Source organism: Rhodococcus sp. T9N (assembly GCF_024436645.1).
Classification (GTDB): Bacteria; Actinomycetota; Actinomycetes; order Mycobacteriales; family Mycobacteriaceae; genus Rhodococcus_F; species Rhodococcus_F qingshengii.
The window spans coordinates 607,870-626,021 of the sequence record NZ_JAMSKS010000001.1 but is presented as its reverse complement, the minus strand read 5'-3'; the positions used below and the strand labels follow the sequence as shown (position 1 = coordinate 626,021).

Below are 18,152 nucleotides of genomic sequence, written 5' to 3'. Positions count from 1 at the left end.
TGATAACCCTCAACTTGTCTGGACACCGCCGGCAAGGAACATCGCTCGAAGAACGAAGGCCGCCTCGGGCCCGACGATCTCGCCGACAAGGCTCGTGTAGCGGTCGACGAACTCGGGCCCGTGGGAAGCCTCGTCGGAGGCTGGGTCGCCCAGGTGGTGCGCGAGTTCGTGCAGGACGACGAATTCTCGCAGTGCCCACCGGCCGTCACGGTCGTCTGGAACGGCGATGACGTCGTTCGAATAGTGGGCGGCGGCATTACCGGCGCGGGACCGTACGGACACCGAAACGGCTGCGCGAGGCCAGGTCTCCCGAACCCAGTTCAGTCCGAGTAGCTGATCGCAGTACGCCTGGACCGACTCCACGGAACCGAATTTGCGCTCGACCGGCAGGGTGATGGTGGAACCCATGACCTCGACGCTCCGAAGCCCGCGCTCGTCGGCGCGATCGAACATGGTGCGTACCAACGTCTCTGCCTCGTAAACGGCGCTCCGCTGCTTATCCCTCACGAGTCGAGCTGCCCGCGCACCCCGCCGATCTCCGGAGGGTTCCCTAGACGAACTGTGTGCAAATAGAGCTCGATTTTGCTGAGATCGACTCCGATTCCTTTCGCCAGGGCCTGTAGTTCTGGAGACGGCTCGCTTCGAGAGCATCTGTGCCACGGCCGCTGCCCATCGCCGCCCCCCAGCGCGGACGATGGGGTGCCAACGATCGACAATCTGAACAACCGCCACTGTGGCTGTGTGCTCTGGGCGACGGCGATAACAGCACCTTCGCGGAGGAATGCGCATGTTGACTCCGAGCCGTCGACCAGAACTGCGCACGATCCGTCGATGATGGTGGCGATTTGCGCGGCGACTCGAACCGTTGCCTCCCGGTCCGTCGACGCGCGCCAGACACCCTTGACGCGCTCGACGGAAAAGCCCGCCGCGTCCAACGCGGCATGCACTTTTGCGAGGGGATCGTCCACTGATAATTGGGCCAGGACGATCACAGACTCGACGTCGGATGGGCCGACCACCTGTGCATAGATCTCTTCGGAGGACCGTAGATAGTCCTCGACGAATTCCATTTCGGCTACCGCGGCGAAGATCCCAACTTCGGCCCAAACGGTTTGCAACAGAATGTCGTCCTGTGTGCCTCCCCACAAATCCGTATTCTGCGCAAGCAGAGCCAGGCCGATGGCAATCAAGGAGGCGACATACTGTTCGGCCTTGTCGACGCTCTCCACATGTTGGTCAGGCTTGACCAGGGCGAGTAGGACCTCAGCCAACCCGGCGCGCCACGACGGATCTTCCCCCCACACGCCGGCGGCCAGCAGGTTGTAGTGCATGACCGCCACCAGCATGCGGAGTTCCAGCGGGGGCGCTGGCTCCGCGGAGACTGCGAGCCGCATGCGGCGGGCGTTCTGACGCCAAAGTTGGTGCAGGGCAGGATCGATGTGCGGTGCGTAGCCCGACTCGGGACGGTCCTCTTCCGGTTCGAACTCCTCGGCATCCTCGTCCTCAATGATGTCGAGACCCGGATCTTCAAGGTCCACTGACCACCGGGTGGGCTCGGCGGTCTCGCGCTTGAGCACGCCAGGCAAGACCAATCCGGTCAATGAGGGGCCGAGCCTCCGCTCTGTGCTCGTGAGCCAGTTGCCCCATCTGTCATCCTGGTTCGCGGTTGAGAGACGCGGGCCGGTCGCCTGAGTCCGGCCCCCGGGACTGCGCTGATCGGCCAGCACCCGGAGCAGCCTGTTCAGGTCGCGATCGAAGATCCGGGCAAGTTCAGCATCAGAGAACAGTTCCTCGTAGGTGTATTCGCGGACGAGCCGTGGGCCCGCCGGTTCGGTGCTGCGCGATAGGCAGCGGGTGCTGTCGGTCAGGAACACAACTGGGGTGACGTGCCGTCCGTCCGCGGATTCGACAACTGCGCGGATGGCCTCGCCGAATGTCGGCGGCGCGCTGAACGAGACATGGACTGGGCCTGGGCGCTCTGGTTGGTGGATGTGGAACACCCGCCAGTCCCCGGGTGCGCCGGTGGCACTGGCCTCGATGGAAATGGGCGCGACCCCGGTGGAAAGCAGCTCCACCCCGATCAGATCTTGCTGGCGGCGGGCACCGAGGATGGTCACGGGAACGGCGGGCTTCGGTCGCTGCTCGGCGGCGGGAATCGTCGAGAGGACGCGCAGGTTTGCCGGGGAGATGGGGGCACCATCCGGCATCAGGGTGTGCGGGGCGGGGTACATGGCCGCGAGCTCGCAGTTGCCGCCGGCCTGCGTGGCCTTGAGCATCGCGGCTCTTGTGATGTTGGCGCTGCCGACCAACGCGGTCACTCGGCCGTCCGAGGTCCACTCCACGAGCTTCCCGTGGCGCAGACGATTCTCGTCGAGCAGGCGGAACTCTGCAGTCGGCAGTTCCGAGATCGCCTCGACCAGGCCCTCGCCGTGGAATTGCGACCACCGCGGCTGCACCGCCACCACCGCCCGCTGCGGCCGGAGCTTGTCGATCAATGAATTGACGGCGGCGGAGGCGGGGTCGAAGAACGGGGCATACATGCGCAATACGTCGGTGGGCCCCAGCGGGAGTTGCGAGATGAGCGGCCGGTCGAGATTGCCGAGGATGCGCAGATCCGGCAGTGATCCGTCCAAATCCTCGGGCACGATCATCGCTGCCACCTCGAGGACAGTCTCAGCGATCCACGAGGGCATGCTCACCGCGGCGGGTAGACCGCTCAACCAGTCGGACAGCTCGAGCAGCGCGGGCGGCCCCTGCTTGAGTCCGGATCGGAGCACCAGCCACAACTCGTCGTTGTGTCCCCATCCGGAGGTGGTCGGGTTGCCGGATCCGATGGCGGCCCACACCTCCTCCTCCCCTACCATCAGTACGAGTTTGGGGTGGAAGGCACCGCTGCAACTGGCATTACCGTGCTGGTAGGTCCGTCCCGCGTGGCGGATCTCGATAGCGTCATGGACGGAGTGGTGGGGATCGGACAGCACAGTGATGCGCGCGCCCAGTGCGCGAGCCGGGCCGATGAAGTGCCTTTCGAGAAACGCCAGGTCCAGGGTGAATCCGGTGATCAGCACCTCCCGCAATCGCGCATTGCCTTCCTCCATCCACCGCGTCAGCAGCGTCAGCGGTGAGTGGAACTCGATCCTGGCCCCCGTCATCGCGGCAGATTCAAGAGGGCGTGGCTGAGATCGGTAGTCCGGATGGACTCGTCGTCCAGGTCGAATAGGCCGATCTGTGAGGCGACGATGCCCAACTGGGCGGCACGCAGGCCCACATTTCCAGAGCCCTCGGAGCCCGTCGCGAAGTACCGGCCGTTCATCTCGTGCAGCTTGGTGCGAAGCACCATCCGGCCTCCGCTGGCGGACAGCTTCCGTAGCGAGACCCGGTGGGCTTGCGCGAGCATGTCGTCAACCAGGGCGCATGCAAAATCCGCCAGCGGCCGGTCGTAGAATTCTCCCCGCCGTCTGGCCACCCACGAGGGGTCCAGAATCTGACCACGCGAGGATGCCCTGTTCCCGACAAAGGCACTTAGCGTGAGCCCCGACAGCTGCTCGACGCGTAGCGAGCCGAACAGCAGTATCGCCAGGTTCCGTTCAATTCGATCCAGCAAGTCCCAGACCTCCTGTTCCGCCGGAGCGGGAGAGCCATGGCGGTCGAGGACGTCCGGGCAGCTGGTCAGGAACTCCCGCACGGACTCGCCGCTGATCCCCGCCCGCATCCAGTCATGCAGTTCATCCCGCGAGACTGGTTCCCCCGCCGTGCTGACCGCCTCGACCAGCGCGGACCACAGACTGCGCCAGGCGCCTACCGAATAGTGCCGCAGAATGGCGCCCCGCCAGGCCTCGGCCCGCTCGATCTCCTGGGAGAAGACGGGATCTGCTGTGAGATCCCCACCGTAGACGACGGCGTCCGTGAGCATTCGCTGCCACGAAGTCTCGTCACCGCGGCGCTGGACAGCGCGCCCCATGATGCGGAGCGTCGAGCGGCGCGTGCCGTCATTGGGTGCCCAAGCGTCGGGATCATGGGTGCCACCCGCCGTCGCGGTGAGCACATCACGCAGCGGGGCCAGGTCTGGATCGTCGAGGGATATCCGGGTTAGAGGCTCCACCTCGGCGAGATCAGCCTCCGTGACCGGTCTCTCCCCCACGATGTCGAGCAGCGGGCGAAACATCGCTCGAATTGCCGGAGGGCACGACCGTGATCCCGACCGCAAGGCATCCCGGTCTGTCGAGACGATACCGAGAACCACGGCGGGGCCCCGATACTGCGACCAAAAGCCCCATGCCCGTGGCGAATACGAGTAGTCGCCGAGTTCGGTGAGTCTCGCGACGTCTCCGGCTGCGACGATCTTGGCGACGCGGTCAGCGCCGTGTGACGTGCGCCCGGCTGCGGAGTCCTCGTCTGCAGCAGAGGACAGTGAGGCCCAGGCCACAGCCACCTCGGCGCGGCGTAGCGCCGTTCGACATTGCGTCCGATCCCACTCACATTCCTCGGCGTATGCCGCGAGGGCCCAATACAGCGAGAAGTATCGGGCCTTCTCGGTCAGCGTGGACAGCCCAGGCACCAGCGTGTCCACCATGTTCAGCACGAAGGCCTCGACGCCGAGCGGGTATCGGCCGCCGCGGTAATCCAACCCGGGGGCGCACCATTCCGGCCCCTCCACCACTGCCGACACCGCGTCCCTCTCGCTCAAGACTTGAACTCCGTCGTCGACTGGACGCCACCATCAATCTCGGCGCCGGAGCCTTCCAACTCGACGGTCTCGCCGCCGCTATCAGTGCCGACTTGGCAGTACGCCATCGAAAACAACTTTCCGCTGAGTTTCTGCACGGGATCCGGCGACTTGAGGATCGGTGATGACAAGCCTGCGGAGGACTCGATCGCTCTGATCGGGGCCCTCAGGTTCACAATGCTCCAGATGAGATTGGCGTGGGTGTTGCCATAGATACAGGCCCTTCGAGTTCGGAATGTGGTCTCACACTATCCGTGGCCAATGACAACACCGTGGAATGGCAAATGATCAAACGGTGTTTGCGTGATCAGGTCAACTTGAGGGCACTAGCAGCGCCAGCTGAACTTGAAGTCGCTCTATTCCGTTGTCTTCATAAATGGGTTGCTGAGGCAACGCGCTCCGGTCGGAAGCCTGTACTGAGTCACGAGCGCCTGCATCGCTACTTCAGCTCGCACTAGCAGTGACGCTTCGCTAGGCGCGAACTGCAGTTTGTGACCAATACGGGCGAATCAATGAATCGAATCCATCTCTTCTGCGTGATTAAGCGTGGCTAAGAAGGATATCTATAGGCAGGCTCCATTGGCCGAGGACGCGCACGGCTACAGCGGCGTGCTGAATGTATTGAGGAGCGCCTTTGCTGGCACCGACACTTTCATACGTGATAATCGGACAGTGACCACGACTCCCCGAAACTTGCATCACGCACAGGGACGTTCGCTCGTTGTCGATCCAGTGCGGCAATCCCTGACGAAAACAAGGAGCGATCTCTCGTGAAGGCATCCTCCGGGCCTGGAGGACCGCCGACTGGCCCCGTCCCAGTAGGGCCTACAGCTGCACAATCAGAGGAGTTCGCTCGCACCAACAAACGTCTAGCAGTCCATGACTACCTTCCAAGAACATTTCACGACGGGTCCGCAGTTGCGGCTAAATGTGAGTGGAGTTCGCACGTCGCGGTAAACCTCGCCCCGGAGGAGGGTGGCGCTCTCGCGTGGATACTGATTGACACGATTATGAAGGCCCGCTTTGGTCCCGCCACTCAACTACACGACACATGGCGCCAGCACACATTGGCTGGCACCAAGATCCCACCACTGTCGAATCCCATCATCGCGTCGTTCATCGAGCCGGTCTTCGGATTACCCCAGGCACAAAGAAACGAGGACCACCTACACGGCCATGTTGGCGAGTGGCTCTGGCACCTGTTGACGAAAGACAACTCCGCCGTACGAGTGCAACTTGACCCGAAGGGCGATGTTACTGACGCAGGAGCAGACGGTTTTTCGATTTACGAAACGAGCACTGGCGACCTTCGGTTTCGGCTCTGGGAGAGCAAGAAGAACACGGGTACTGCGTCGCTGTCCACGAGTCTGAACAAAGCGTATGAGCAGCTTGCCGTGAGCGGCCAGCGATACGTCGGCAAGATTGTCGGCACGTACGGACAGGCCTCGAGCGACACCTCCGATGAAGTAATGGCTCTGGTCACGAGCCTCCCCGCGGCATGGCTTCAAGGTGACGAACTCGTCGGCGCTGGTGTAACGATCTCGACGCACAAGCCGTTACCCACGATGCCATTTAAGAAAATGGCGGTGAAGCTACCTTTGCTCAGCAAGCCGGGCCAACTCCGCGGCCTTGCCACCAGCATTGATTCCTATATCGAGATCGCGACCTTGGTGAGGAGATACGCGTGGACCGCGCTCTAGCCGCAGACCACATCGCGGGCGCGTTCGGTGAACTACACCTCAGCGAGCTCCCCACCGTCGACGAGTTGACCGCCCTCCTCGCCGAACTTGAGATCGAACTTGTCCGAGGACTCACCGAGACAGGATTCCGCGCGAACGTCTCACCGTTGCGACGTTCCGCTTGGTATCTACATGGGATCGCATCGACGGCCGACATCTCGCGGTACCCAGTCGAACAACGTCGCCGTGCCTTTGCCGTCAGTGCTCACGTCCTTGACCTCCTCATGGAGGACCCCACAGAGACGAGCCAAGTCCACCGGGCTACAGCCTTCGCTGCGCAGGTCGGATACCACCGCGCAGAAGAGAGTCCGAACGCTGGTGCTATCCATCGCAAGATCCGGGATGCCCTGAACCAGCCAGTCGAGTTCACGGACGGCGCGGACGTCGCCTTACACGCTGGGATTCTCTTTCTCGGCCTCGACATGACAGCGCTGAACCGGCAGCTACGCACTTGGGCGAATGCCGCCGCTGCGTTAACCCGCGGCGCTCAACTCGACAACCTTGACGGGACCATGTTCGGTCCGACGCACCGGCTACTACGCGGTATCGCGGATTTAGCCAGATACTTACGTGAAGGCGATGCCGATGCGCTCGAAGCTGCTCGCGTCCACTTGCTGCGCGTTGTCCGCAACGAGGTTGGTCTCAGCGACGTGGATACCCGCTGGGTTGCTGGACACCTACTAGCGTTGGCAGACGGCATCAGCGAGAGCAGCATCTGGGCCGTGCTTCCCCTAGACGTTCCCCCAGCCGTAAAGCAGGCGTTCACGCTAAGTCGGCAGCCGGTCCTGACGCTCTGGCCGCCGCAGGGCGCCCTCATCGCCCACCCGACCATGAGCCCGCTGAACCAGATGACATCAAGACTTCTCGTATCGGTCCCGACCAGCGCTGGAAAGACACTTCTCGCGCAGATGATCATCTGTGCGCACACGGCGCAAGACGACCGGGGTGTCTGTTACGTGACGCCGCTCCGCAGCCTTGGCCGGGAGATGCGCCAGACGCTCAAGTCCCGACTGAGCTACCTGGACCGGCAACTCGGCGCAGACCTTCCAGACGGCTTCGGTACCCAGCATTCCGACGGCACCGACCAAGAGGACGCAAACGGGGTCTCCGGCCAACTGCCTCACGTCGAAGTGATGACGCCCGAGCGACTCATGAACGCGCTGCGGCAGTCGCCGCAGGAGACCCTGAGCCGGTTCAGCCTATTCATCATCGACGAAGCGCACCTGATCGCTCAATCAGGGGGTCGCGGACTGCTCCTCGAAGGGCTGTTGACCCTACTGGACGCCAGCGGCGCACGTCTGATGTTGCTCTCCGGTGTCATGGGCAACGCCGCTTCCCTTGCTGCATGGACTTCGGCTGGACAGGGAGAGGTGCTGTTCACTCATGAATGGCGCGCGCCACGGCGGCTACACATCCTCGCTACCACAGACAAGATTGAGGAGAGCAGAACAGTCGTCGCAGGTAGTCGTGGCGCGCAAGACAAAACACGATACGACCTGCGTGCTCACCTCGCGGTCCGCCCGACACGCGCAACTGAGCAGCACCTGGTCACCAGCAATGACACTCCAATCGGTCATCTCGTCATCGGTGCAGACAACAAGCGCAAAGCTGGGAAGGGCAATACATCGCTCGCGTACGAGACGACGGCCAGGATGGCCACGCTGCTGCTTCGGGCAGGCAGCCTACTAATGGTGGTCTCTCAACGCCCCATCGCACGCAACGCTGCCAAGGTCATGGCAGCTGAGTTGGAAGACGACCCACGCTCGCAGGGCCTGGCTGATTCTCTGGCCGCGCGGCTCGGTTTCAACCACCCTCTGATCGACTGTGTCCGCAAAGGCGTCGCCTACCACCACGCCGGGCTGCCCGTGGAAGTGCAGGAAGCCGTCGAAGACGCGATCCGCAGCGAAACGATCAAGGCCGTAGTTGCGACGAGCACTCTCACCGACGGTGTCAATCTTCCGGTCCGAACAGTCGTGATCGCGACAACCGAGTACGACGGACAAGACCCCGGTCAACGCATGTCCGCCGCGCAGCTACTCAATGCCGTCGGACGCGCCGGTCGCGCGGGCAAAGAGTCCGAGGGCTGGATTGTGCTCGCACTGCAAAAGGCACTGGAAGGCGCCGACTTCGACCGATTGACGCCCGCACCGAGCGACCTAGAAGTGCGTTCGAGCCTGACCCACGACACTGCCCTTACTGCACTCGCCGAGGCAGAAGAATTGATGGCTCAGACGCAAGACGCGATTCTGCAACTCCCTCCGGACCGTGCGAGCGGAGGGTTCGTCAACTACGTCTGGTTCATTCTTCACGCACTGGATCACGTCCCCGCCCTCAGCAATACCCGCACGTGGCGAGATGTCGTCACGCGACTGTTCGCGTTCACCCAGTTACCCGACGACCTGAAGGCACGGTGGTTAAGAATCGCCGATGTAGTCGCCGACCGTTACGCACAGACACCCCCAGCTTCCCGCCGCCGATGGGCGCAGGCGGGGACGAGCCTGGGATCAGCAGAGGCGATCGAGGCCATCGCTTCGGCTCTCGCCGACCAAGTGCAACTCCTCGATGGCTTCGACGAACTGACGCTCGAACAGACTCTCGACATCCTTACTAAGCAAGACGTGTACACCAAGCTGCTGCAATTGCCGGAGCGGGGGAATTGCTGGAGGTTTCGAGTTTCGCCAAAAGGGACTCTTACAGAGGTTGCCACCGACGCAGTCGTTCGTGACTGGATCGCCGGTGGTGAACTCACTGACCTCGCCGACACCCACCTGGCCGAGGTAGCGGACCCAGCGTTCCGACTTGAACAAATGGTCGACGCAATTAGCGAGGGGATGCAGCACTATCTGTCGTGGACTGTCGGTCTTGTCATCGCTCAAGCGAACGACATCCTGCTATCACGTTTAAGCTTGGCTCAGCTGTGCACGGGTACCGCAGCCCACCTTCGATATGGCGTCGACACCCCCACCGCAATAGATCTACTAATACGGGACGTCAAGTCCCGGAGCCTGGCCCGCAACATAGGCAAGATCGCACAAGAACGCGACTTGGATGAGGAGGGCTTGCGTGCTCATCTGAGCGAACAGCATATTCGCGGTTGGCGCGATGACCTCCGGGCGACGCCAACGGACATACTCGACCTGCTGCAGTACGTACAAGGCAGAGGCCGGCACAAGCTTGGCGAGATGATGGCGACTGGGTCCTCCACTGCGGAAGTTCGTCTCGCAAGTAGCGGCCCTGTTGGGGGGTCGGACGCTGAGGCCGTTCCCGTGATGGTCGTTGCCTCGACAGACGACGACGAGATTCAGGTCTTGACTGAGGATCGTGCGTTTCTTGGTGTCATCGTCGCGCGCGATCATGCGGGCGTCGCGGCAGTTCTCGACAGCGGCCTGCTGCTCGACTTCAGCCTTGAGAACGCAACGGTGACTATGAAGCGCGCAGCGACAGGTCAACTCCTTTTCTCCTAGCTAGTCGAGGGTCTGTGACGCGTGCGCAAGACGCCTACACGGAACCGAATTTGCGCTCGACCGGCAGGGTGATGGTGGAACCCATGACTTCGACGCTCCGAAGCCCGCGCTCGTCGGCGCGATCGAACATGGTGCGTACCAACGTCTCTGCCTCGTAAACGGCGCTCCGCTGCTTATCCCTCACGAGTCGAGCTGCCCGCGCACCCCGCCGATCTCCGGAAGGTTCCCCAGACGTGCGGAGCGCGCAGCCCGATCACCCGCTCGTCGAGCATGTGAGGAATGCCCGGCGCTTGCGCGGCCGCCGCCCCGCCACGTCCCACGCGCTTTGGAGTTGGACGAGTAGTAGTCCTTCAGCTCGATTTCCTTGTTACGCAGCACGAGTGCGGTTTCGGAAGACGACGTGGCAGATTCTGCGATCGCGGTCTTCTCCGTCTCCTGCTTCGTCTCGGCCAACCGAGCGCCGATGCGGGACGCGTACGCCATCTGGAAGTTCAAGCGCGCCGTCACTCCGGCCACCGGCTTGCGGACCTGCGTGCTGACGCGTCGTCGTCCACGAGTTTCGACGACGGTCCGCACGGACGTTTCGCCGCGGTACGCCCCGGAACGCACGTACGCATCGGAGTCACGCACCATCTGGAAGAGCAGGCTCGAATACAGGGCCTCGCACACGTCGATGTCGCCGGCGAAGCCGTAGGCATAAATTACGGCCGACGTCTGCGCGATGTCGCATTGCACGTCGTTGGCAGCGGCGATCGCGATGAACAACTGGGCGTACGTTCGCAGTCCGCGCTTGCCCGGTTCGCCGATGGTGATGAGCCGTTGAGTGGGCGTCGCACGCTTTTCCGAAGACGCGGTATGCGCACGCGCGACCGCCAGGTCGATCGCGGAACTGGTGGCCAACCGCTGAGCGGCAGCCATGAAGGCTTCACCTTCGTGTGGATTGTCGGTGGACTCCGCTTGGCGAAGCAGCGCACCGATGCGGGTCAGCATCTTCTCCGAACTCACCGTGAAAGACTACGCTCGGGCGCCGACACGGACGTTTATGCTGCTAGCGCACACGCTCACCCTCGACTTGGATCGTCCGGCACGTTCCTGCCGGTAGAAGGGATCAACCCCGTCATGGCTTCAGTGACTTTCGAGAGCACCACCTGCCTGTTCCCCGGATCGAACACTCCGGCAGTGGACAAGCTCGACCTCGAGATCGAGGACGGCGAGTTCCTCGTCCTCGTCGGACCCTCCGGCTGCGGAAAGTCGACCACCCTGCGCATGCTCGCCGGGCTCGAAGACGTCCACAGCGGACGCATCCTCATCGGCGACCGCGACGTCACCGGTCAGGAGCCGAAAGAGCGCGACATCGCGATGGTCTTCCAGAACTACGCGCTGTACCCGCACATGTCGGTGGCCGAGAACATGGGTTTTGCGCTCAAGCTCGCCGGAACCAACAAGACGGAGATCCGCGCCCGCGTCGAAGAGGTCGCGAAGATGCTCGATCTCGAGCCGTACCTCGATCGCAAGCCCAAGGCGCTGTCCGGTGGCCAGCGTCAGCGAGTGGCGATGGGCCGCGCCATCGTTCGCCAGCCGCAGGTCTTCCTGATGGACGAGCCGCTCTCGAACCTCGACGCGAAACTCCGTGTGCAGACACGTACGCAGATCGCTCAGCTGCAACGACGCCTCGCGACGACGATGGTTTACGTGACCCACGACCAGGTCGAGGCCATGACGATGGGTGACCGCGTCGCCGTCCTCGAAAAGGGAATCCTGCAGCAGTGCGCCTCGCCGCGCGAGCTGTACAACAAGCCGAAGAACGTCTTCGTCGCCGGCTTCATGGGTTCGCCCGCGATGAACCTCTTCACCCTCCCCGTCGTCGACGGCGGCGTCGCATTCGGTGACGGGATCGTTCCGGTTCCGCGCGAGACGATGAACGGCGTCGTCGAAACCGAGGTTGTTCTGGGTATTCGCCCCGAGCACCTCGAGATCGCCGCCGAAGGCCTGCCGATGGAGGTCGACGTCGTCGAGGAACTGGGCTCGGACGCCTACGTCTACGGCCGGACCACGATCGGCGGACGGTTGCAGCAGATCGTCTCGCGTGGTGACTGGCGCAATCCGCCGCAGAAGGGCGAGCGCGTCAACCTGCGCGTCGACCCCGAGAAGGTGCACATTTTTGCCACCACCGACGGGCGTCGCCTGGGTTAGGTCGACCTGTCAAACGACACATGACCGATTCAGGTTCGGCGTAATACCCACAAGTACGGGTGTCTCGTGCCACAGTAGGGGCCGATGCCGGGAGCCGGCACTCATGGCGCATGCCGTGAGCAGGCTCTCGGTGACCGTCTATTTGTCATACACATACGGGGAGCGAATCCATGGTTCTGAACTCGAAGGCGATGCGCCGCGCTGTAATTGCAGCCACGGCAGCGTCCATGCTGGTACTGGCAGGCTGTTCGTCCGATTCGGACAAGGACAGCGGAACCAGCACCACGGCCGCATCCGGGGGATCGTCCTCGAGCGAAGGCCGCGGACCCATCACGATCGTCGAGGGGCAGGATGCCCTGAACGAGGCGCTCGAAAACATCATCTCCGACTGGAATGCCGAGCATCCGGACGAGAAGGTCACGCTCAAGCCGCTGGCGAAGGAAGCCAACGCGCAGGTCGACGACATCACCCAGCGCATGCAGGCCAAGAGCGACGAGTACGACCTCATCGGCGTCGACGTCGTCAACACCGCCCAGTTCGCTGCAAACGGTTGGCTGCTGCCGCTCGAGGGTGACCTCGCGATCGACGAGTCCGGCCTCCTGCCGTCGACCGTCGCTTCGGGTACCTACAACGGCAAACTCTACGCAGCGCCGAAGAACACCAACGCAGCGTTCCTGTACTACCGCAAGGACCTCGTCGAGAAGGCCCCCACCACGTGGGCCGAGCTCAAGGAAAACTGCCCGAAGGCTGTCGAAGCCGGCATCTCCTGCTACATCGGTCAGTTCAAGAACTACGAGGGCCTGACGGTCAACACCACCGAGATCACCAACGCCTTCGACGGCCCGTGGGTCGGCCCGGACGGACTCACCCCGGCCATCGACGACAAGACAAAGGCAGGCGTTCAGTCGATCGTCGACAACTTCGCCGACAACACGATCCCGCAGGAAGCGCTGACCTACTCCGAGGGCGAGTCGCAGACCGCGTTCGGCGACGGCAAGGCACTCTTCATGCGCACGTGGTCCGGCTTCTCGGTCGACGGTGAGAAGACCTCGGTTGCCGGCAAGTACGGCTACACCGTTCTTCCGGGTGTCGACGGACCGGGCGCTTCGACCGTCGGCGGCTACAACGTCGGCATCAGCGCGTACTCGGACGCACCCGCCACGGCTCGTGACTTCCTCGAGTTCATGCAGACCAAGAAGTCGCAGACGTACTTCACCGAGGTCGGCGGCGCACCCGTCCTCTCGGCTGTCTACGACGATCCGGCAGTGCTCGCTCAGTTCCCGTACTTCGCGACCCTGAAGGAAGCACTCGCCACCGCTCAGCCGCGCCCCGTCACGCCGTACTACACGCAGGTGTCGAAGTCGATCTCCGACAACACCTACGCTGCTATTCGCGGCGAGAAGACCGTCGAGCAGGCTTTGGCGGACACCAAGGCCGGCATCGAAACCGCCGGTAACTGATCTACCAGGAGCAATAAGCAATGGCAGAACCGCAGGATCCTTCCGCGGCTGTGCCTACCAACCCCACGGTCGGGGCCGGTTCAACCGGTCCCGACCGTTCGGGCGTTGGTGGGAGACACCGTGCACCGGAACCGCTAGAAGAGCCGTCGGCATCCGAGGCAGCAGGGACATCCCTGACCAAGGTTCTGCCTGACCTTGCAGCTACTCCACCCCCGCCGACCTCGCCCCCGCCTGCGTCGGCGGACAAGCCGAAGAAGCGTCGACGAGTTCCGGTGTGGGCGTTCGTCGCACCGTCGCTGATCGTTCTCGCCGTCATCATTCTGTATCCGCTCGGACGAGCGATCTGGATGTCGATGCACAGCGACGGCAAGAAGCTCGATCCCGAGACCGGCATGTTCGTCACCGGTCAGTTCACGTGGTTCGACAACTACAAGAACTGGATCACCCAGTCCTGCAACACCGCCAACGGCTCGATTCCCTGCCCGCCCGGCACACTCGGATCGCAGTTCTGGCAGTCGATCGGAAATACGTTCGGCTTCACCGTCGTCACCGTCCTGCTCGAGACGGTGATCGGTCTGTCGATGGCGTTGATCATGGCCAAGACGTTCCGCGGACGCGGTTTGCTCCGCGCTTCCGTGCTGATTCCCTGGGCCATCCCCACCGCCGTCACCGCGAAGCTCTGGTTCTTCATCTTCGCCAACGACGGCATTGCCAACAAGATCCTCGGCACCAACATCCTGTGGACGGCGGACCCCTGGCCGGCGCGATTCGCGATCGTCGTCGCCGACGTCTGGAAGACCGCGCCGTTCATGGCGTTGCTGATCCTCGCGGGTCTTCAGATGATTCCCGCCGACGTCTACGAGGCCGCCAAGGTCGACGGTGCGACGGCGTGGCAGCGGTTCCGCATGATCACGCTTCCGCTGGTCAAGCCCGCACTCATGGTGGCGGTGCTCTTCCGCACGATGGACGCGCTGCGCATGTACGACCTGCCCGCGATCATGATGGGATCCAATCCCGCCACCTCCACCATCTCGGTTCTGGTGGTCGATCAGATGCGCGTCGGCGCCAATTCGGCGTCGGCACTGTCCACCATCACGTTCCTCATCATCTTCGCTGTGGCCTTCATCCTGGTCCGATTCCTCGGAGCCAATGCGGTCAGCACGCAGGAAAAGCAGCGGAAGGGGGAGCCGGTATGAACAAGGCACTACGCGGCAAGATCGGCACCTACATCGGCGTCGTACTGATCATCGTGTGGGGACTCGCTCCCTGCTACTGGATGATCGTGACGGCGCTGCGCGACCCCGCGGACACGTTCTCGACGTCGCTGTGGCCCACCAATCTCACTCTGTCCAACTTCACCGCGGCGCTCGATCCCGATGCCAAGGTGAACTTCACCCGTGCACTGATGAACAGCCTCATCATCGCGGGCGCGACCACGCTGATCGCCTTGGTCATCGGCGTGTTCACGGCGTACGCGCTCTCGCGTTTCGATTTCCGTGGCAAATACTTCGTCACCGGAATCATCCTCGGCGCGTCCATGTTTCCGGTCGTCGCCCTCGTGACCCCGCTGTTCCAGTTGTTCACCGACATCGGCTGGATCGGCAGCTACAAAGCGCTGATCATCCCGAACATCTCGTTCGTGCTGCCGCTGACGGTCTATACGCTGACGTCGTTCTTCTCCGAGCTTCCGTGGGAGCTCGAAGAGGCGGCGCGTATTGACGGCGCCACCCGTGGCCAGGCCTTCCGTCTGATCATGCTTCCGCTCGCCGCGCCGGCACTGTTCACCACCGCGATCCTCGCCTTCATCGCAACGGTCAACGAGTACCTGCTCTCGCTCCAACTCTCGAGTGACAAGACCGCACCCGTCACCGTGGCGATGGCCAAGTTCTCCGGAACGGACCCATTCGTCACGCCGTACACCTCGATCATGGCCGGCGGAACCCTCGTGATGGTCCCGCTGGTCATCATGGTTCTCATCTTCCAGCGACGCATCATCGCCGGTCTGACCGCAGGCGGCGTCAAGTCGTGATGCGCGCTTGCGCACGGTTTCGATGAGGCGGGCTTCGCGCGCCCAGCGTATGGAGCTGATTGCCGGCTTCATCTCGGTCTTCGCCCTCATGGCGTTGATCGGCGCTGTGGTCGCGATCGTCAAGGGAGACCCCGGCGTGATGCCGTCTTTGGTGCTGCTCGGTTGCGTCGTCGCTCTCGGGCTCGCGTTCCGCGGATATCGGAACGCGGTCCGAGCAGAACGTCGCGAGTAGCCAGCCCGGTAGGGTGACATTTCGGTATCGCAGTTGCCGGGAGTTATCTGATCGAGATATCACCCTGGTGGAATGGTGCCGGTAAGTCCGGATCCACGACCGGGAGTGTTGAGTGAGTCCATCGAACAGATCGAGTGCGACGGGTGGCGATCAGTCGTCGGCTCGATCGGGCAAGTCGGCTAATTCGCCCCGGTCGAACAAGTCGGCCAAGCCCGCGAAAAAGCAGCGCTCGAAGTGGCGGTACGTCCGGCGGACCATCTACGTGCTCGTGCTCCTGATGGTCATCGTGCCCGCGTCGGTTTTTGCTGTCGCGTACAGCCGGACCGACGTCCCGCGCCCCTCTGACATGCAGACCAATCAGGTGTCCACCATCTACATGGCCGACGGCACGACCGTGCTCGGCAAGGTAGTGCCGCCGGAGGGAAACCGGACCGAGGTCGCGTTGTCGGCCATCCCGATTCACGTCCGCGATTCGGTGCTCTCGGCGGAGGATCGTAACTTCTACACCAACCCCGGGTTCTCGATCTCCGGATTTGCTCGCGCTGCCCGCGACAACGTGATGGGCAAGGAAAGTGCCGGCGGTGGCTCGACGATCACTCAGCAATACGTGAAGAACGTCTTGGTCGGTGACAAGCGCAGTATCGACAGGAAGCTGCGTGAGCTCGTCATCTCCGCCAAGATGGCGCGCGAATGGTCCAAGGACGACATTCTTGCCGCGTATCTCAACACCATCTACTTCGGTCGCGGTGCGTACGGCATCGCCGCCGCGTCGAACGCGTACTTCGACAAGCCGGTCAGTGAGCTGAGCGTCGAGGAAGGCGCAGTTCTCGCGTCCGTCATCCAGAGCCCGTCGTTCCTGGACCCCGAGACCAATCTGTCCGCGCTGCAAGCGCGCTGGGACTACGTTCTCAACGGCATGGTGGAACTGGGCAGCCTGACCAAGACGGATCGCGACGCGATGCAGTTCCCGGCCGTCGCCCCCGCCAATCGGCCGACCGATCTGAACCAGGCGCCAGGACCCGAAGGCCACATCAAGACCCAGGTACTCAAGGAACTGGCCGAGGCCGGTATCAGCGATCAGACGCTGAACACCGCTGGTCTGCAGATCACGACGACCATCGACCCGGTTGCGCAGGAAGCTGCGCTGAACGCCGTCAGGCGGAATCTCGAGGGCGAGCCGGAAGACCTGCGGACCGCAGTAGTGTCCATCGACCCCAAGACCGGTGGCGTCGACGCCTATTACGGCGGTGACGACGGAGCCGGCTTCGACTACGCCCAGGCGCCGCTGCAGACCGGTTCAGCGTTCAAGGTCTTCGGTCTGGTCGCAGCATTGATGGAAGACATTCCGCTGTCCGCACGGTTCGACAGTTCACCGCTCACGATCAACGGCGTGACCATCGGAAACGTCGGCGGTGAATCCTGTGGTCGATGCACCATCGCCGAGGCACTCAAGCGTTCGCTGAACACCAGCTTCTACCGGTTGATGCTCTCGATGGAGAACGGTCCCCAGAAGATCGCCGACGCCGCCCACCTGGCCGGCATCCCCGAGCACATTCCCGGACTCGACTACCCGACGCTCACACAGGAGGGTGGTCCGCCGGAGAACGGAATCGTGCTCGGCCAATATCAGTCTCGCGTTATCGACATGGCGTCCGCTTACGCGACGCTCGCCAATTCCGGTGTGTACCAGCAGCCGCACTTCATCCGGAAGGTCGTGACGGCCGAAGGTGAAGTCCTGCTCGATCGCCCGGTCTCTCCCGGTGAGCGTCGTCTCGATGCTGCCGTTGCCGACAACGTCACGCAGGCAATGCTCCCGATCGCGTCGTACTCGAACGGTCACGCGCTTGCCGGTGGACGCCCGTCTGCTGCCAAGACCGGCACCGCGCAGTTGGGTGACACGGGGCAGAACAAGGATGCGTGGATGGTCGGTTACACGCCGTCGCTGTCCACCGCGGTGTGGATCGGAACTTCCGACGCTCAGGCCATCACCAACTCCTACGGTGGTTTGATCTACGGCTCCGGAGTGCCTGCGGACATCTGGAAGAGCACGATGGACGGCGCGCTGAAGGGATCCGACTGGGAGAGCTTCCCGTGGCCGGACCCCATCGGCGGGCAGGCCGGCGTTCCCGCGAACTCCGGCGTGACCTCGGGGGACGGGACGGGCACGCCCACGACGGGCGCGGTCGCTCCCCCGGCGCCCATCGAGGTGCCCGGCCTACCGCCGATCGAAGTGCCGCCGCTCCCCCAGTTGCCGCGTCAGATCGAGATCCTGCCGGGCATCGTCATCCCACTACCGGGCTGACAAGCAG

General features: G+C 63.1%; 13 protein-coding genes and 1 pseudogene. 8 read left to right on the top strand and 6 right to left on the bottom strand.

Annotation, left to right across the window (positions count from 1 at the left end):
* Window positions 1–9: 9 nt before the first annotated feature.
* The 4 genes from M1L53_RS02945 to M1L53_RS02930 are packed head-to-tail and all read right to left on the bottom strand — an operon-like array spanning window position 10 to window position 4,902.
* The gene (locus M1L53_RS02945) at window positions 10–507 is read right to left on the bottom strand and encodes a TIGR04338 family metallohydrolase (protein WP_095971622.1); all 498 of its coding nucleotides are present in this window, start codon (window positions 505–507) and stop codon (window positions 10–12) included.
* Complete coding sequence (locus tag M1L53_RS02940) at window positions 504–3,152, bottom strand: hypothetical protein (protein ID WP_054187249.1); 2,649 nt, start codon at window positions 3,150–3,152, stop codon at window positions 504–506. Before M1L53_RS02940 ends, M1L53_RS02945 begins: the two co-directional genes overlap by 4 nt.
* A complete protein-coding gene (locus M1L53_RS02935; protein ID WP_083471156.1) occupies window positions 3,149–4,687 on the bottom strand; it encodes a hypothetical protein in 1,539 nt (512 codons plus the stop codon). The genes M1L53_RS02940 and M1L53_RS02935 overlap by 4 nt, the downstream gene beginning before the upstream one ends.
* Window positions 4,684–4,902, bottom strand: coding sequence for a hypothetical protein (locus tag M1L53_RS02930; RefSeq protein WP_142006271.1), 219 nt, complete (start codon window positions 4,900–4,902; stop codon window positions 4,684–4,686). The genes M1L53_RS02935 and M1L53_RS02930 overlap by 4 nt, the downstream gene beginning before the upstream one ends.
* Before the next feature lie 834 nt (window positions 4,903–5,736).
* Here M1L53_RS02930 and M1L53_RS02925 point away from each other — a divergent pair.
* Both M1L53_RS02925 and M1L53_RS02920 read left to right on the top strand, forming a co-directional pair.
* The gene (locus tag M1L53_RS02925) at window positions 5,737–6,426 is read left to right on the top strand and encodes a hypothetical protein (RefSeq protein ID WP_054187247.1); all 690 of its coding nucleotides are present in this window, start codon (window positions 5,737–5,739) and stop codon (window positions 6,424–6,426) included.
* Complete coding sequence (locus M1L53_RS02920) at window positions 6,411–9,929, top strand: DEAD/DEAH box helicase (RefSeq protein WP_054187246.1); 3,519 nt, start codon at window positions 6,411–6,413, stop codon at window positions 9,927–9,929. Before M1L53_RS02925 ends, M1L53_RS02920 begins: the two co-directional genes overlap by 16 nt.
* 37 nt (window positions 9,930–9,966) lie before the next feature.
* Here the strand turns inward: M1L53_RS02920 and M1L53_RS02915 are convergent.
* Window positions 9,967–10,113 (bottom strand): annotated as a pseudogene (locus tag M1L53_RS02915) (TIGR04338 family metallohydrolase); the annotation flags it as partial.
* The gene (locus M1L53_RS02910) at window positions 10,110–10,934 is read right to left on the bottom strand and encodes a DUF2786 domain-containing protein (protein WP_030537724.1); all 825 of its coding nucleotides are present in this window, start codon (window positions 10,932–10,934) and stop codon (window positions 10,110–10,112) included. The gene M1L53_RS02910 and the pseudogene M1L53_RS02915, both read right to left, overlap by 4 nt.
* A 114-nt stretch (window positions 10,935–11,048) precedes the next feature.
* Between M1L53_RS02910 and M1L53_RS02905 the strand changes: the two genes are divergently transcribed.
* The 6 genes from M1L53_RS02905 (at window position 11,049) to M1L53_RS02880 (ending at window position 18,145) form a co-directional block, all read left to right on the top strand.
* Window positions 11,049–12,122 (top strand): ABC transporter ATP-binding protein, encoded by a 1,074-nt coding sequence (locus tag M1L53_RS02905; RefSeq protein WP_003946073.1) that lies wholly within the window; start codon window positions 11,049–11,051, stop codon window positions 12,120–12,122.
* A 170-nt stretch (window positions 12,123–12,292) separates the two neighbouring features.
* A complete protein-coding gene (locus M1L53_RS02900) occupies window positions 12,293–13,582 on the top strand; it encodes an ABC transporter substrate-binding protein (RefSeq protein ID WP_054187245.1) in 1,290 nt (429 codons plus the stop codon).
* Window positions 13,583–13,602: 20 nt separating this feature from the next.
* Complete coding sequence (locus tag M1L53_RS02895; RefSeq protein ID WP_007735224.1) at window positions 13,603–14,778, top strand: carbohydrate ABC transporter permease; 1,176 nt, start codon at window positions 13,603–13,605, stop codon at window positions 14,776–14,778.
* Window positions 14,775–15,611 carry a carbohydrate ABC transporter permease gene (locus tag M1L53_RS02890; protein WP_003946046.1) on the top strand — a complete coding sequence of 279 codons (837 nt, stop codon included), beginning with the start codon at window positions 14,775–14,777 and terminating at the stop codon, window positions 15,609–15,611. Before M1L53_RS02895 ends, M1L53_RS02890 begins: the two co-directional genes overlap by 4 nt.
* A 22-nt stretch (window positions 15,612–15,633) precedes the next feature.
* Window positions 15,634–15,843 (top strand): hypothetical protein, encoded by a 210-nt coding sequence (locus M1L53_RS02885; protein ID WP_019746112.1) that lies wholly within the window; start codon window positions 15,634–15,636, stop codon window positions 15,841–15,843.
* 112 nt (window positions 15,844–15,955) lie between these two features.
* Window positions 15,956–18,145 (top strand): transglycosylase domain-containing protein, encoded by a 2,190-nt coding sequence (locus tag M1L53_RS02880; protein ID WP_054187244.1) that lies wholly within the window; start codon window positions 15,956–15,958, stop codon window positions 18,143–18,145.
* The last annotated feature ends 7 nt before the right edge of the window (window positions 18,146–18,152 follow it).